Annotated in this window: 15 protein-coding genes; all 15 read right to left on the reverse strand. The window is 40.2% G+C overall.

All coding sequences use genetic code 11. From position 1 onward, the window contains the following. Nucleotides 1-38: 38 nt before the first annotated feature. The 15 genes from aroA to SJW71_RS16775 all read right to left on the reverse strand — a co-directional run bounded on the left by aroA (nt 39) and on the right by SJW71_RS16775 (nt 14,638). Entirely contained in the window at nt 39-1,331 is a 1,293-nt protein-coding gene (gene aroA / locus SJW71_RS16705; protein WP_407133373.1) for a 3-phosphoshikimate 1-carboxyvinyltransferase, read from the reverse strand. A gap of 59 nt (nt 1,332-1,390) precedes the next feature. Then, nucleotides 1,391-2,488: a prephenate dehydrogenase gene (locus tag SJW71_RS16710; RefSeq protein ID WP_274796367.1), complete on the reverse strand. Its 1,098-nt coding sequence runs from the start codon at nt 2,486-2,488 to the stop codon at nt 1,391-1,393. Next, on the reverse strand, nt 2,485-3,585 hold the full coding sequence (hisC, locus tag SJW71_RS16715; protein ID WP_312505630.1) for a histidinol-phosphate transaminase: 1,101 nt from the start codon (nt 3,583-3,585) through the stop codon (nt 2,485-2,487). The genes SJW71_RS16710 and hisC overlap by 4 nt, the downstream gene beginning before the upstream one ends. A 22-nt stretch (nt 3,586-3,607) precedes the next feature. After that, nucleotides 3,608-3,973, reverse strand: coding sequence for a chorismate mutase (gene aroH / locus SJW71_RS16720; RefSeq protein ID WP_274796364.1), 366 nt, complete (start codon nt 3,971-3,973; stop codon nt 3,608-3,610). After that, nucleotides 3,970-5,061 carry a 3-dehydroquinate synthase gene (aroB, locus tag SJW71_RS16725; protein ID WP_274796363.1) on the reverse strand — a complete coding sequence of 364 codons (1,092 nt, stop codon included), beginning with the start codon at nt 5,059-5,061 and terminating at the stop codon, nt 3,970-3,972. Before aroB ends, aroH begins: the two co-directional genes overlap by 4 nt. Nucleotides 5,062-5,064: 3 nt before the next feature. Beyond that, nucleotides 5,065-6,246: a chorismate synthase gene (gene aroC / locus SJW71_RS16730; RefSeq protein ID WP_274796362.1), complete on the reverse strand. Its 1,182-nt coding sequence runs from the start codon at nt 6,244-6,246 to the stop codon at nt 5,065-5,067. A gap of 302 nt (nt 6,247-6,548) precedes the next feature. Further along, entirely contained in the window at nt 6,549-7,322 is a 774-nt protein-coding gene (locus tag SJW71_RS16735) for a CheR family methyltransferase (RefSeq protein WP_274796361.1), read from the reverse strand. An 81-nt stretch (nt 7,323-7,403) separates the two neighbouring features. After that, nucleotides 7,404-7,634, reverse strand: a complete 231-nt coding sequence (locus SJW71_RS16740) for a hypothetical protein (RefSeq protein ID WP_274796360.1) — start codon at nt 7,632-7,634, stop codon at nt 7,404-7,406. A gap of 125 nt (nt 7,635-7,759) precedes the next feature. Then, nucleotides 7,760-9,385, reverse strand: coding sequence for a long-chain fatty acid--CoA ligase (locus tag SJW71_RS16745; protein WP_312505633.1), 1,626 nt, complete (start codon nt 9,383-9,385; stop codon nt 7,760-7,762). A gap of 82 nt (nt 9,386-9,467) precedes the next feature. Beyond that, entirely contained in the window at nt 9,468-10,235 is a 768-nt protein-coding gene (locus SJW71_RS16750) for a 3-hydroxyacyl-CoA dehydrogenase (RefSeq protein WP_274796358.1), read from the reverse strand. A 16-nt stretch (nt 10,236-10,251) separates the two neighbouring features. After that, nucleotides 10,252-11,400 carry a thiolase family protein gene (locus SJW71_RS16755; protein ID WP_313471474.1) on the reverse strand — a complete coding sequence of 383 codons (1,149 nt, stop codon included), beginning with the start codon at nt 11,398-11,400 and terminating at the stop codon, nt 10,252-10,254. Nucleotides 11,401-11,650: 250 nt separating this feature from the next. Beyond that, the gene (gene ndk / locus SJW71_RS16760; RefSeq protein ID WP_016994415.1) at nt 11,651-12,067 is read right to left on the reverse strand and encodes a nucleoside-diphosphate kinase; all 417 of its coding nucleotides are present in this window, start codon (nt 12,065-12,067) and stop codon (nt 11,651-11,653) included. Between the two features lie 86 nt (nt 12,068-12,153). Beyond that, a complete protein-coding gene (hepT, locus tag SJW71_RS16765; protein WP_274796347.1) occupies nt 12,154-13,128 on the reverse strand; it encodes a heptaprenyl diphosphate synthase component II in 975 nt (324 codons plus the stop codon). A 19-nt stretch (nt 13,129-13,147) separates the two neighbouring features. After that, entirely contained in the window at nt 13,148-13,852 is a 705-nt protein-coding gene (locus tag SJW71_RS16770; protein ID WP_274796346.1) for a demethylmenaquinone methyltransferase, read from the reverse strand. A 15-nt stretch (nt 13,853-13,867) separates the two neighbouring features. Further along, complete coding sequence (locus SJW71_RS16775; protein ID WP_274796345.1) at nt 13,868-14,638, reverse strand: heptaprenyl diphosphate synthase component 1; 771 nt, start codon at nt 14,636-14,638, stop codon at nt 13,868-13,870. Between the last annotated feature and the right edge of the window lie 40 nt (nt 14,639-14,678).

Genomic DNA, 14,678 nt, shown 5'->3' on the forward strand with positions numbered 1-14,678 from the left:
ACAAGAAAAAACTCCCCAAAAGCTTGGAGAGTCTATCTTTAATTGTTCTTCACTGCCTCAACATGCTCAAAGAAAGATGGATAGGATACAGCAATACATTGTGCATCATCTAACGTAACGACTCCATCCGTTACTAAAGCCGCGACCGCTCCCATCATGCCAATACGATGATCACCATATGTTTGAAGATTTGCTCCTTTTAAAGGTGTTGGTCCATTGATAATCATACCGTCTTCTGTAGCTTCAATCTGCGCACCAAGCTTTTTCAATTCCGTTACAACAGCCGTAATACGGTCCGTTTCTTTCACTTTTAGCTCCTCTGCATCCTTAATAATAGTTTGACCATGTGCTTGTGTAGCTAGTAATGCTAGAATCGGAATCTCATCAATTAAGCGTGGAATAATATCTCCCTCAATCGTTGTAGCTTTTAACGTAGATGTTGCTATTTGAATCGTTGCTGTAGGTTCAGCTTGATTATCATCATTTGGCGTTATGGTCATCGTTGCTCCCATTTTTTGCAGAACCTCGATAATGCCATCACGTGTTGGGTTGATGCCAACATTATGAAGGGTTATTTGACTATTTTCGCAAATTGCTCCTGCCACTAAGAAAAAGGCTGCTGAAGAAATATCTCCTGGAACAGAAACATGTGTCCCCTTTAGAGCTTGTCCTCCTTCAATTGAAACAACCCCATTATCTACTGCAACATGCGCCCCAAATTGACGTAGCATTCGCTCTGTATGATCTCGAGATACTTCCATTTCTCGAACTATCGTTGTTCCATTTGCTCGCAAGCCCGCTAGTAAAATAGCAGACTTCACCTGTGCACTTGCTACAGGCATATTATAATCAATGGCTTGTAGTGTCGTACCCTGAATGGCAAGTGGTGTATATTGCCCGTCTGCACGCCCTGTAATATGTGCTCCCATTTGACGCAGTGGATCTATGACACGTCGCATTGGACGTTTTCCAATAGATGCATCACCTGTCATCACAGTGTGGACAGAAGATCCGGCTAAAATGCCTAGCATTAGACGTGTTGTAGTACCAGAGTTTCCTGTATATAACACTTCTGATGGCTCCTGCCAACTATCCATACCTGGACTATGGATGGTTACATTTGTTCCTTCCACCTCAATATCAACACCTAGCTTTCGGAAACAATCGATGGTACTTAAACAATCTTCTCCTAATAAAAAGCCCTCTACTGTTGTAGTCCCACTTGCAATGGCACCAAACATCACAGAGCGGTGAGATACAGATTTATCGCCTGGGACAGTTAAAGCTCCCTGTAAAGATGGCTTATTGTATTGCAAAACTTTTTCACTCATGAACTTTCTTCCCTCCAATATGAAGATAGAAAGCGCCGCAATACCGACGCTTTCTTGAACTATGAAATATACGTTTCGAAATTTGCTCGTTTTTGAATACATGCAGCAGCACGTTCACGATCGTTTTCACTTTGAAAGCTAATGACTAAAATACCGAAAACATCTTCGCGTGATTCGACGATTCGTAAATTCGTAATACTAATTGCTTCATCCGCAAGAAAGCCCGTCACTTCCGAAATTACACCAGGATAGTCAGGAACATCCACATATAAGTCAAACGGTGTGTACATTGCCCCTGCACTAATCGGTAATTCATCTCTCAGTTCTTTAGCAACAGAAAAATAGTTTTCAATGTCCTGCGAAGAACCATTCGTCAGCAGCTCCTTAATACGAGTCATTTCTTTTTCCCAGCCCTCTAATTGCGTGAGTAGCTCCTCACGATTTTGTAGCGTAATATCTCGCCACAAAATCGGATTGGAAGAGGCGATTCGTGTAACATCACGAAAACCTCCAGCTGCCAAAGAACGTGTCATTGGATATTCCCCATTTTCCCCACCTAATTGATGTACAAGTGAGGCTGCGATGACATGTGGGAAATGACTTACTACAGCTGTCATATGATCATGTTCACTGGCCGAAACGCTAACGACTTTTGCGTGCGTAAACTTTAGTAAACTTTCAAGCTGCGCCATATGAATAATTTCTTCTCCAGCGAGCGGTGTAAGCATATAGTATGCATTTTCAAATAAATGCGCCTTCGCTGCCAACACACCACTTTTATGTGAACCTGCCATTGGATGTCCTCCAATAAACGTTATGCCGAGTTCACGTAATTCGCTGGCTTTTTGCATAATTAATTTTTTTGTACTCCCTGTATCTGTTACGATGACTTTATTTTTTAACGGCCATGATTTTAATTGCTCCATCCAATCAAGCGTTGCATTAACAGGCGTACCAAAGATAATAATATCAACTTCAGCAGCAACAGCTTGCGGATCTGTCACAATTTCATGCACAATATTCAATGTTTTCGCTTGTTCACGTGTTTGAGCATCCATATCATAGCCAATGATTTTTGTTTCAGGTGCTTTTTGTAAAGCAAGGGCTATGGAACCGCCAATTAATCCTAGCCCAATAACGAGTACTTTGCGTGTCATGCAAATACTCCTTGTTCCTTTAAAACTTCGTCAAGTTGATTCAATAAGGCTGCATTTTGCGCCTCTGTACCAATTGTGACACGGATGAACCCTGGTAATCCTAGAGCATTGCCACTACGGACAATAAATCCTCTTTTCATAAGCTCCTGGAAGACAACATCACTATCAGCATGTGTATCAAAGAAAATAAAGTTCGTATCAGATGGGTAGTATGTTAAGTTATGCTTTTCACAGAATTCTACATATTGCTTTTTACCGATTTCATTCGCTTTGCGACATGCTTCAATGTAATCTTGATCACTAAGAGCAATGGCCGCAACAGCTTGACTTAAAATCGTATTATTAAACGGTGAGCGGACAGGATCGAGCTTAGCAATAATGTCCGGTTGCCCTATTGCATAACCAACTCGGAATGATGCTAGTCCGTACGCTTTAGAGAAAGTACGTAATAAAAGAACATTTGGATATTCATCAATAATAGGTAGCGTATCTTTATGATCAGGATGTGTAACATATTCAATGTACGCTTCATCCAATACGACAAGTACATCACTCGGAACTTTGGCGAGAAAGGCACGTAATTGAGCATCTGGAATGACAACCCCTGTAGGATTATTCGGACTACATACCCACAAAATAGATGTTTTGTCATCGATTGCAGCTGCCATAGCATCTAAATCATGAGCGCCTTCAATACAAGGAACTTTACGTACTTCAGCCCCTTCAATTTCCGCATTATGCCAGTATTGAGAGAAGGAAGGGTCAGCCATTATCGTATTTACCCCTGGATACAACAGTGCACGAGTAATAATAGCAATGATATCATCAGATCCGTTACCAAAAAGAAGTTGTGTTTCTTGAACATCAAGATGATTCGCAACAGCCGTACGTAAATTTTGTGCGTAGCCATCAGGATATAGTGCATGATTCACTGTATTATTTTGTAAATAAGCGGTTACCTTAGGTGAGCATCCGAATGGATTTTCATTAGATGCCAATTTAATGACTTCCTTTAAGCCGTATTCACGCTGAACTTCTTCAATTGGTTTGCCTGGCTTATATGCTTGCATACCGTCCAATTGTTGTTTCCACTTCATTTAAAACATCTCCTCTACTTATTCAGCCTTTAGCCAAATCTGGTCTTAATTTCACTGCATCATTGAGATACAAGTGCTTGACATCTTTTTGCGCTACCTCAACATTTGCATGGATTAAAATACGAATACACAATGGTAACGCATTGGGCACATCCATTTCATGTGTACACATTACAGGCACATATTGCCACCCATCCATCATGCGTACCGCACGAGCAGGAAATGCTGAGGTAATATCTGGCGTAGTGGAAATAAGAATGGATGCAATATCATCTACTTCCACGTTATTTGCTGCCACAACCTCACGTACTAATCTTGCTGTCTCATCCCATACAAGCTCTGGCTTGTCAGATTCAATTGTTATTGCCCCTCTTAGTCCACGAATCATACAAGCACCTCCGCTAATAACTGTCTATATTCTGCATCTACTTCTTTGCATTCTTCTAACTCAATGGCCCTCACAAACGGTTTACCTATATTTTCCAGTAAAACAAATTGCAAAATGCCATATTCCGTTTTTTTATCTTTCATTAAATAACCTGTTAACTGGTCGAATGAATAATCATTTACAGCCTCAAAAGGATAACCATTTTTCAACGCAAATTGTAAAAACGCTTTGGTAAACGCACGATCTAATTCTCCATAGCGTTCACTTAGCAATAAACAATAAACAAGACCTATCATTACCGCTTCACCATGCGCTACTTTGCCATAGCCCGCAGCCGCTTCAATGGCGTGTCCATATGTATGGCCTAGGTTTAAAAATTTCCGAACAGATTGCTCTGTTTCATCCTCTGCCACAATTTGTGCTTTCACTTCAATTCCTTTTTTCAGCTGTTTTGCTAGTTCATGTTGATTAAAATGAATGATTGAATCTGCTGCCATTAATTCCTCAAGCCATGCTGGATCAGAAATCATCGCATGCTTAATTAACTCTGCTGTTCCTGAACGTACTTCGCGCTCAGATAAGCTTTCCGTGAAAGCTGTATCATAAATAACACCTTCTGGCTGATAAAATGCACCTATCATGTTTTTTCCTAACGGATGATTGATAGCTGTTTTACCCCCAACCGCAGAATCATGAGCTAAAATGGTCGTTGGAATTTGAATAAACGGAATCCCTCGCATATAGGTTGCTGCAACAAAGCCAGTTAAATCTCCAACAGCTCCTCCACCAAAGGCAAAAATAAATGATTTTCGTGAGCATTTTTGTTCCAATAAAAATGTTTGAGCAGCATTGTACTGTTCAAAGGTTTTGCATGCTTCGCCACCAGGCAAAATAAACACGTTAAATTCATATGGGAAATGAGCCTTGAAATAGTCTCCCTGTGCAGCCCATACATTGGCATCTGTAAATACAATCAGCTTATCTGCTTTTTGAAGCTTATCAGCAAATGCTTGAAGAGCTTCCGTTAGAAATTGATGACCAAGAACAACCTCATAATGATGGGATTTTGTTGCTACTGGTACTCGCATATATTAGAACCCCTTTGTATATTGTCGATGCTCATCAATTTGAGCTTTTAATTGTGGAAGTTGATCACTATGAAATTGCTCCAAAATAGCATTAGCTATTTCCCAGGCAATAACGTGTTCTGCCACTACAGATGCTGCTGGTACTGCACAGCTATCAGAGCGCTCTACACTTGCTTTAAACGGCTCTTTTGTTTCGATATCCACACTTTGTAATGGTTTATATAATGTAGGAATTGGCTTCATGACACCTCGAACAACAATTGGCATTCCAGTAGACATGCCACCTTCTAAGCCACCTAAACGATTTGTTGCACGTGTATAGCCCTCTTCGTCAGACCAAATAATTTCATCATGCACTTCAGAGCCTTTTCGGCGTGCCATTTCAAAGCCAAGCCCAAATTCAACACCTTTGAATGCATTAATAGATAGCATCGCTGCTGCTAGTTTTGCATCGAGCTTACGATCATAATGAACATATGAACCAACTCCTGCTGGCATACCTTCAACGATGACTTCTACGACACCACCGATGGAATCACCTGCTTTTTTCGCCTCATCAATTGCCTCAACCATTTTGGCAGAAGCCTCTGGATCTACACAGTAACATGGATCTGCTTCGACAATGGCACGGATTTCATCAGCTGTTTTTCCTTCTATTAAAGAGGTATCAGCTTTAATCCCCACAATTTCAGTGACATGAGCAACAATAGAAATACCCAATTCATTCAGTAAAGCTTTCGCCACTGACCCGACTGCAACACGAACAGTAGTTTCGCGTGCAGAAGATCGCTCTAATACATTACGTAAATCACGATGTCCATATTTCATGCCCCCAACTAAATCGGCATGACCTGGTCGAGGTCGGGAAATTTGACGTTTGATATCCTCTGGATTAATATCATCGGCTAAAGGCTCAGCCCCCATAATTTTAGTCCAGTGCTTCCAGTCATCGTTTGTTACGACAAGTGCGACTGGAGATCCAAGTGTTTGTCCATGACGTACACCTGCAACGATCTCTACTGTATCCGTTTCGATTTGCATGCGGCGCCCACGTCCATGACCTCCCTGACGTCGTTTTAAATCGTGATTAATTTTTTCTGCTGTAATAGATAAGAGTGACGGTAAACCTTCAATAATTGTTGTTAATTGTGGTCCGTGTGACTCACCTGCTGTTAAGTAACGCATAAACACTTTCTCCCTTCAACTCGCTAAAGTATGTATTTTTCACTATAACATATATTCTTTAAAAAAACAGTCCTTTTACAAATGTCTTTTAAATGCTTACCATTTTCATAGTCAAATGCGAATATTCTGAATGACTTCTCTAAAAACTTACTTCACTACTGAAGTGAAGTGCTCAATTTTATAAAAAATACGCCTTTGCTTATGATAAGCGAAAAGCGTACGAAATATCTATGTTTAATGCCGGCTTACTTATATGTACATGACTATTCTGGTCATTTGTACAAAGCTTTTCATCCATATTATTAATTATTTTTCCGATAGAAGAATGTATCCTCTACATCAAATTCATAACGTGCTGGATTAAAAATTTGCTCTGTCGATCCAACAAATAAAACGCCATCCTTGCGCAGTGCTTTACTAAAATCATTATAAATTTGGTCTTTCGCTTCTTCAGTGAAATAAATCATAACATTGCGACAAACGATTAAGTCATAATTGCTGTCATAGGAATCGTTCAGTAAATTATGTTTCTTAAAGGTAACACAACGCTTAATCTCATCCTTCACACGATAAAAGGATCCTTCTTGTTCAAAATATTTCGCTTTAATATCATTGGGAACCTCTGCTAAAGATCGTTCAGGGTATACACCTAGCTTCGCTTTTTGGATTACATTTTCATCCAAATCAGTAGCAATAATTTGAATTTGAGATAAAGGCAACAATTGAGATAATACCATCACTAAAGAATAAGGTTCCTCTCCTGTTGAACAAGCAGCACTCCAAATTTTTAAACGCTTATTTGTTTGTAACAGCTTCGGAAATATTTTCTTTTGTAACACTTCCCAACGCTTCCCATTGCGATAAAATTCAGAAACATTAATCGTCATACGATCTAAAAATTCATTCATTAAATCACGATCTTGTTCAAGTGCCTTTAGAAAGTCTACAAAATTACGATAGCCCTTTTTCTCATAAAGAGAGGTTAATCGTCTTTTCATTTGCGCCTCTTTATATAACGCTAAATCTATTCCTGTTTTGCGCTTTATACCTTCTATAAACTGTTCATAATCAGACATATGGTCATCTTCCCCTCTAGCGTCGTATTTCCATTATAGCGGAAAAGTCCCAATCCTGAAATAGTCTTTCTAACTGCCTATCTACTTGCTTGCGTTTTGCTTTTCCTCTAATAATAGCATTTTAGACTGTTCTAATTCCAGACGCATTTTTTCTGTTTCTATTGTATAGTTTTCCAGCCTAAGCTTTTCTAACTCCACCTCTTTTTCGATAGCCTTTAATTTAATTTTTTGCTGTCTTGTACGAGCATCTGTAAAAATCCCTGCTAATGAGATGATGACGCCTCCAATAATCGCTACAATCGCAATTGACACTCCGTCCACTTCCTTTCATTACTAAGATTATACGGCAAAATGGAAAAAATAGTTTCATTTTTTAGGATATATTTCAATTAAAAAAAGAAGGTAGCTTTTCACCACCTTCATTCTATCCATTTTCGTTAAACTTCAATGCGATACTCTTTTAAATCTTCTCGTAATTTAGCTTTCAGGAATTTACCAACAGACGTTTTCGGTACCTCTTCAATGAAGACAATATCATCAGGGATCCACGTTTTATGGAATTGTGCCTGTAAACTCTCTAATAGCTCCTCTTTGGTAATAGAATTTTTAAATTCTGGCTTTGCTACGACACAGGCTAATGGTCGCTCCAGCCATTTTTCATGCGGAATGGCAATGACAGCCGCCTCAAATACTTTTGGATGGGACATTAATGCATTTTCAAGTTCAACAGAGGAGATCCATTCCCCTCCACTCTTAATTAAATCCTTCGTACGGTCTGTGATTTTTATATAGCCATCTACTGTCATCACGGCAATATCACCTGTGTATAGCCAACCGTCTTTAAACGCTTCTTCCGTTCGTTCATCTTGATAGTACTCATGGGCAATCCACGGTCCTCTAATCGTTAATTCTCCCATTGTTTTACCATCCCATGGCACTTCACCATTTTCATTAACAATTCGAGTTTCAATGAGAGGCATCGTCATACCTTGCGTAATACGAACATTCATCTTTTCATCAGCTGTGTAGTCCTGCATATGTGTTAAATACGTGGATAGGCTAACGAGCGGTGATGTCTCTGTCATACCGTAGCCTGTCATGTATGGGATATTGAGTTCTTGTTCAAAGCCACGGACAAGACCAATTGGCGACGCAGATCCTCCACAAACAATTAATCGCATAGACGATAAGTCACGTGGATGTTGACGTTGCTCTTGTAGAACACCGAGCCAAATTGTAGGTACTCCTGCAGTTAACGTGACTTTATACACTTCAAATAACTCAAGCAAAAGCTGTGGGGTAAACATCGGGCCTGGTAACACCTGTGTAGAACCAAATGCAACACTAGCAAAGGGTAGGCCCCATGCATTAGCGTGAAACATCGGTACAACAGGTAACACCACATCGGATTCACAAATAGCAATACTATCAGCAAGACCAGCCGTTAAACTGTGCAGGACAATGCTACGGTGAGTATAAACAACCCCTTTTGGCATACCTGTCGTTGCACTTGTGTAGCACATGCCTGCAGGCGTATTCTCATCTAAGTCATCTGGAAATGTAAAATGTTCATCGGCCTCAGCTAGTAATGCCTCATAAGAAAGAGCATTTGCAATGGGCACAGATTCTACCTCGACAGCATCCCCCATAATGATAAAGTGCTTTACCGTTTTAAGCTGTGACACAATTGGTGCAATTAAAGGCACTAGGTTGTCATCGATTAATAATATTTCGTCTTCCGCATGATTGATGACATAGGCAATATGCTCTGGTGCTAATCGAATATTAATCATATGCAGTACTGCCCCTGCACACGGTACAGCAAAATAGGCTTCCAAATGGCGATGATGATTCCAAGCAAATGTGCCCACTTTCATGCCTCGCTCCATTCCAAGCTTCGTCAGAGCATCAGCTAAACGGCGGGTACGTTTAACATATTCTTTGTACGTGAACTCGTGAATGGTTGTAGCATTTGTTCGTGAATAAATCTTCTTTGAGTGAAAAAATCGTTCTGCGCGATTCAAAAAACTTGTTAATAATAAAGGTGTATCCATCATATGCATTCTACCGCTTCCCTTCATAAACGAATTTTTGAAACGATCAACTCTACAGCTGCTACAAACCAATTAAAAATAGACTTTATAGTTACCTTGGCTGCATGCGGATGGCCCCATCTAGACGAATGACCTCCCCATTTAACAAACCATTGTGGATAATACTATCAACTAACAGGGCATATTCTGAAGGTTTACCAAGTCGCTTAGGGAATGGTGTCATTTGGGCAAGAGCCGTTCTTGCTGGCTCAGGTAACGATGCAAACATTGGCGTTTCAACTATCCCAGGCGCAATGGTCATTACACGGACACCGATTTCTGCAAGCTCTCGTGCAATTGGCAAGGTCATCGCTGCCACACCGCCCTTTGATGCACTATAAGCCGCTTGTCCAATCTGCCCATCAAATGCTGCTACCGATGCAGTATTAATAATGACGCCACGTTGTCCATCCTCATTTGGTTCGTTATGCTGCATTTTCTCAGCAACTAGACGGATTACATTGAACGTACCAATTAAATTAACAGAGATTATTTTTTCAAATAAAGCAAGAGCATGAACCCCTCGCTTCGAGATGACTTTACTCGCATCTGCAATGCCTGCACAATTTACCGCCACATTCACCTTACCAAATGCTGCAATGGCCTGCTCAAGACCTGTTGCCACATCTTCTTCTTTTGTGACATCCACTCGCACATAATGTACGCTTTGCCCTAATTCCTGTACTAGAGCTTGTCCACGCTCATCATTCACATCAAAAATAATTGCTTTGCCACCTTGTTCAACCAGCTTACGGACAGTTGCCTCACCTAAACCTGAGGCACCGCCCGTTACTACTGCAATCACTTCATGATTTTTCATCCAACTCTATCCCCTTTTACATTTTTTCAATGATCGTGGCATTAGCCATTCCCATCCCTTCACAAATGGCAAGTAAACCGTAACGATAATTCTCTCGCTCCATACGATGTAGCATGGTCGTTAACAATTTAGTGCCTGTAGCCCCTAACGGATGCCCCAGTGCTATAGCACCGCCATCTGGGTTAAGCTTATTCGGGTCTCCACCAATTTCTTGTAGCCATACAAGTGGCACTGGTGCAAAGGCTTCATTAACTTCATAAGTGTCGATATCTTCAATGTTGAGGCCTGCTCGTTCTAACGCCTTTCTAGTTGCTTCGATTGGCCCTGTTAACATCAATGTTGGATCAGAGCCAACGACCACTCTTGTCACAATTTTGGCAAGTGGTTGAATGCCAAGCTCCTGCGCCTTGTCCAAAGCCATCACCACAACTGCTGATGCCCCATCACTCATCTGACTTGCATTGCCTGCAGTTATGACGCCATCCTCTTGAAAAACAGTCTTTAAACCATTTAAAATTTCGATAGTTGTTTCTGCACGTGGTCCCTCGTCAACAGCAAACGTTGTCATTGATCCATCCTCTTGTGGCACTTGAATAGGTAGTATTTCATGTTTGAAATGACCCGCTTCAATAGCAGAAATTGCCCGTTGATGGCTTTGGTAAGCATAGTTATTTAGCTGTTCTTTCGATAAAGACCATTTTGCTGCTATTTTCTCCGCAGATAACCCTTGATGGATAATGTCATAATTCTCCTGTAAGCGTTTACTACTATGCGCATATTGCATGTTTGACCCCATCGGTACTCTCGACATACTTTCCACGCCACCAGCAATGACAATATCCATATCTCCCGCTAAAATTGCCTGAGCGGCGAAATGAACGGCTTGCTGACTAGAGCCACATTGACGATCAATGGTTACCCCTGGCACACTATCCGGGAAGCCAGCCATTAATAAGGATGTCCGCGCAATATTGGCACCTTGTTCTGCTGTTTGCGTTACACAGCCCAAAATAACGTCATCCACTTGTTCCTTGTCAATCCCTGCACGCCTTACAACCTCTTCTAGCACATCTGCTGCTAAATCATCTGCTCGAACTTGGCTTAATGCCCCTTTACTTCGGCCAACAGCAGTTCGAACTGCTGCGACAATTACCACTTCTCTCATTTCTATAACCCCTTTTCCTCGTCATCCTTCACAGTTTATTGACAGGTCTACAATTCTATTCCTAACTTAATTGTCTGAATATTATATTTTTATTGTACATGAGTAAGAAGTTTTTAACAATTCTATATGTATCTAGAAGAAGTTTATTTAGATGTTGCAATAGAACATTACCTTTTGTAATTCTTCCGTTTCTCAAGGTAATAAAAAAAGCAATCCCAAATGAATTGGAATTGCCTAATCTATTCACGAATTAAACTAAATCTTCACCGAAGAATAAGCCGATTTCGCGCTCTGCTGAAGCAAGAGAGTCAGAACCGTGGATGATGTTGTGAGAAACAGTTGTTGCGTAGTCTCCACGGATTGTACCTGGGTTTGATTCTTCAGGTTTAGTTGCACCCATCATTGTACGAGCAAGCTTGATTACGTTCTCGCCTTCCCATACCATAGCGAATACAGGACCAGAAGTGATGAAATCAACTAATTCACCAAAGAATGGACGCTCAGCATGCTCAGCATAGTGCTTTTCTGCTAATTCTTTAGGAATTACCATTAATTTAGCACCTTTCATTACAAAACCGCGACGTTCGAAACGATCAACGATGTCTCCAACTACTTGACGTTCAACGCCGTCAGGCTTAACCATTAAAAAAGTTTGTTCAATTGCCATGTTTAAAACACTCCTTAAATTCGTCTAACAGGTTTTACACCTACCGATAAATATTAACAAAAAACGAGCCTTTATACAACAAAAAGCTAGAATTTGCGCTTACCCATAAACAATGCAACATCTCGCAGCTTTTTCTTAACTGGATGTTTTGGTAAAGCATCTATTTCTTGTAAGGCTTTTTTCAAATATTTATCACTCATACGATTAGCTTGTTCAATTGCATGAGATTTACGCACATATTGCAACATATTTTGACGTTCCGCTTCTGTTAGTGTACCTGCAAATACTTTAACTAAATAAGGTTGCATCTCTGGATCATCTTTCAGTAATAAGATCGGTAAGGTAATATTGCCCTGCAACAAATCACTACCCGCGGGTTTACCTAATTCTTTATCTGTTGCCATAATATCTAAAACATCATCGATAATTTGGAAGCTCATGCCCACAAAGTAGCCGAAGCGCTTTAAATGTCTCACTGTTTTTGCATCAACGCCTGCAGCGACCGCCCCCAGCTCACAGCTAGAGGAAATAAGTAATGCCGTTTTACGTTTGATTCTTCTAAAATAATCTTTTAAGCCCTGATCTAATCTAAATTTATCTTCAATTTGAATGACTTCACCGTTAACAATCTCTACCATGGTACGTGCTAAAATTTGATGAACAAGTGGGTCTTCAAGCTTTGTAATATATTCTAGCGCACGTGCAAAAATAAAATCGCCCGTGTACATTGCTACCCTATTATTCCATTGTGATTTGACAGTCGGGCGTCCTCTTCGCATATCGGAATCATCAATAACATCATCATGCACAAGTGATGCCATATGAATGAGCTCTAAAGGCACCGCTACATCCTTCATCTTCTCAATATCATAATCGCCAAATTTTGCACCTAATAACACAAAAATTGGTCGTATCCGTTTGCCACCAGCTTGTAATAAATGGAGAGAAGCATCGTTGATCAAATATGAAGATGAGTCCACTGCTTTTTCTAACTCTCGTTCAATGATATCAATATCTGATTTCAAATCGGAATAGAGTAGTTTTAACTTCATCTTTTCCACGTGTGAAAACCTTCCCCCATTAACGTACCTTTTTAAAGCCCATATGCATTGCCGCAGCCCCGCCACTGTATGCTTTGTACGTTACTTTTTCTAATCCTGCCTGCTCAAACAATGCCGCTAACTTCTTCATACCTGGGAAATCATTCGCAGATTCCTGAAGCCAAGAATATTCCTTATAGCTTTTCGCAAATATTTTACCAAATATCGGCATTATATATTTAAAATAAAAACGGAACAGTTGACGGTAACCAGGAATTTCTGATTGAGATGTTTCTAAACACACAACCATACCACCCGGTTTTACAACACGATGCATTTCCTTTAAGACTTGTAAATAATCAGGTACATTGCGAAGACCAAAGCCAATCGTCACATAATCAAATGAATTATCTGGAAAAGGTAATTCCATTGCATTTCCATGAATTAGTTCAATTTGTGGGTACGGCTTTACTTTTTGTTCGCCAACTTTCAGCATGTTTTGACTAAAGTCGAGTCCTTTTACTTCTCCACTTTCACCAACTGCCTCTGCCAATGCGATCGTCCAATCTGCTGTGCCACAGCATACATCGAGTGCTTTTGTTCCAGGTTTAACAGCCATGTGCTTCATCGTATCGTTACGCCAGCCAACATGCATCTGGAAACTAATCACACCATTCATTTTGTCGTAGTTTTCCGAAATACTCTCAAATACTTCGTGAACGTGTTCTTCTTTCGTTTTAGCCATTTTGAAAAACCTCTCTTATCCGTTAGTAGAAGCAATAGATGCCTCTACATGTGCATGTAAAGCTTGTTTGATATCACTTTGTAAAAAACTTGCCTGTTCGATCAACTGTAAAAGCTCTGTTTTTAAATGCACAATTTTTTCCTGGATGACGCTATTAAAGGTTGCGTCATTTCGTCTGACACTTTCTTCTAGTGCCTTACCCATTAAAGACATTTGTTGCCCACGTTGATAAGCCGTCCATTCTCTTTCTAAACGCAAGATTAATAAACTTTTTTCTATAAGTGGTATATATTCACTAAAAGAATAAAGAGCGAAAAATTGAGCAATTAACCCCGATTCAATCGTACTCATCGACGCGTACCATTGCTCCTTTGTTCGTTGTTCCGCTTCATATACTTTAATCTGATGTTCACAGCGTGCCACAATGCCTTGTGACAAACTACGAATCAAAGCAACATTCCCTGACATTGCTAATAGTTCATAATAACGACCACTATAAAAATCTCCAGCTAAAACGGTAAGCTGCTGTTCTTTTGATGTTGCATCTAATTCTTTTATATGATCGTGAGCCGCTAATGCCGCGTATACAATGCCAACAGTAATTGCAGCCTCTTGTTGTTCTTGTTGCCACTCCTCACCATTCAAAAACGGGATTAACAAATAAAACAATTGATTTTCATCTATCACAGGTACCCCTGTGTATTTTTGCAAAGTTCTATGACGAACATCCATGAAAATCTCTGTTTTTAACTGTGCAATTGAATTTTGAATGTATGTTGCATTCATAGACCTTACTCCATTTCACTTTCAGATACGCTAGTCCTAT

Source organism: Lysinibacillus sp. FW12, from assembly GCF_050817245.1.
In the GTDB taxonomy this organism is placed as follows: Bacteria; Bacillota; Bacilli; order Bacillales_A; family Planococcaceae; genus Lysinibacillus; species Lysinibacillus irui.

What these genes read in the sequence shown, in the direction of transcription:
- aroA (WP_407133373.1), bottom strand. Translation starts at nt 1,331, where the DNA reads ATGAGTGAAAAAGTTTTGCAATACAATAAGCCATCTTTACAGGGAGCT.
- SJW71_RS16710 (WP_274796367.1), bottom strand. Translation starts at nt 2,488, where the DNA reads ATGACACGCAAAGTACTCGTTATTGGGCTAGGATTAATTGGCGGTTCC.
- hisC (WP_312505630.1), bottom strand. Translation starts at nt 3,585, where the DNA reads ATGAAGTGGAAACAACAATTGGACGGTATGCAAGCATATAAGCCAGGC.
- aroH (WP_274796364.1), bottom strand. Translation starts at nt 3,973, where the DNA reads ATGATTCGTGGACTAAGAGGGGCAATAACAATTGAATCTGACAAGCCA.
- aroB (WP_274796363.1), bottom strand. Translation starts at nt 5,061, where the DNA reads ATGCGAGTACCAGTAGCAACAAAATCCCATCATTATGAGGTTGTTCTT.
- aroC (WP_274796362.1), bottom strand. Translation starts at nt 6,246, where the DNA reads ATGCGTTACTTAACAGCAGGTGAGTCACACGGACCACAATTAACAACA.
- SJW71_RS16735 (WP_274796361.1), bottom strand. Translation starts at nt 7,322, where the DNA reads ATGTCTGATTATGAACAGTTTATAGAAGGTATAAAGCGCAAAACAGGA.
- SJW71_RS16745 (WP_312505633.1), bottom strand. Translation starts at nt 9,385, where the DNA reads ATGCATATGATGGATACACCTTTATTATTAACAAGTTTTTTGAATCGC.
- SJW71_RS16750 (WP_274796358.1), bottom strand. Translation starts at nt 10,235, where the DNA reads ATGAAAAATCATGAAGTGATTGCAGTAGTAACGGGCGGTGCCTCAGGT.
- SJW71_RS16755 (WP_313471474.1), bottom strand. Translation starts at nt 11,400, where the DNA reads ATGAGAGAAGTGGTAATTGTCGCAGCAGTTCGAACTGCTGTTGGCCGA.
- ndk (WP_016994415.1), bottom strand. Translation starts at nt 12,067, where the DNA reads ATGGCAATTGAACAAACTTTTTTAATGGTTAAGCCTGACGGCGTTGAA.
- SJW71_RS16770 (WP_274796346.1), bottom strand. Translation starts at nt 13,852, where the DNA reads ATGGCTAAAACGAAAGAAGAACACGTTCACGAAGTATTTGAGAGTATT.
- SJW71_RS16775 (WP_274796345.1), bottom strand. Translation starts at nt 14,638, where the DNA reads ATGAATGCAACATACATTCAAAATTCAATTGCACAGTTAAAAACAGAG.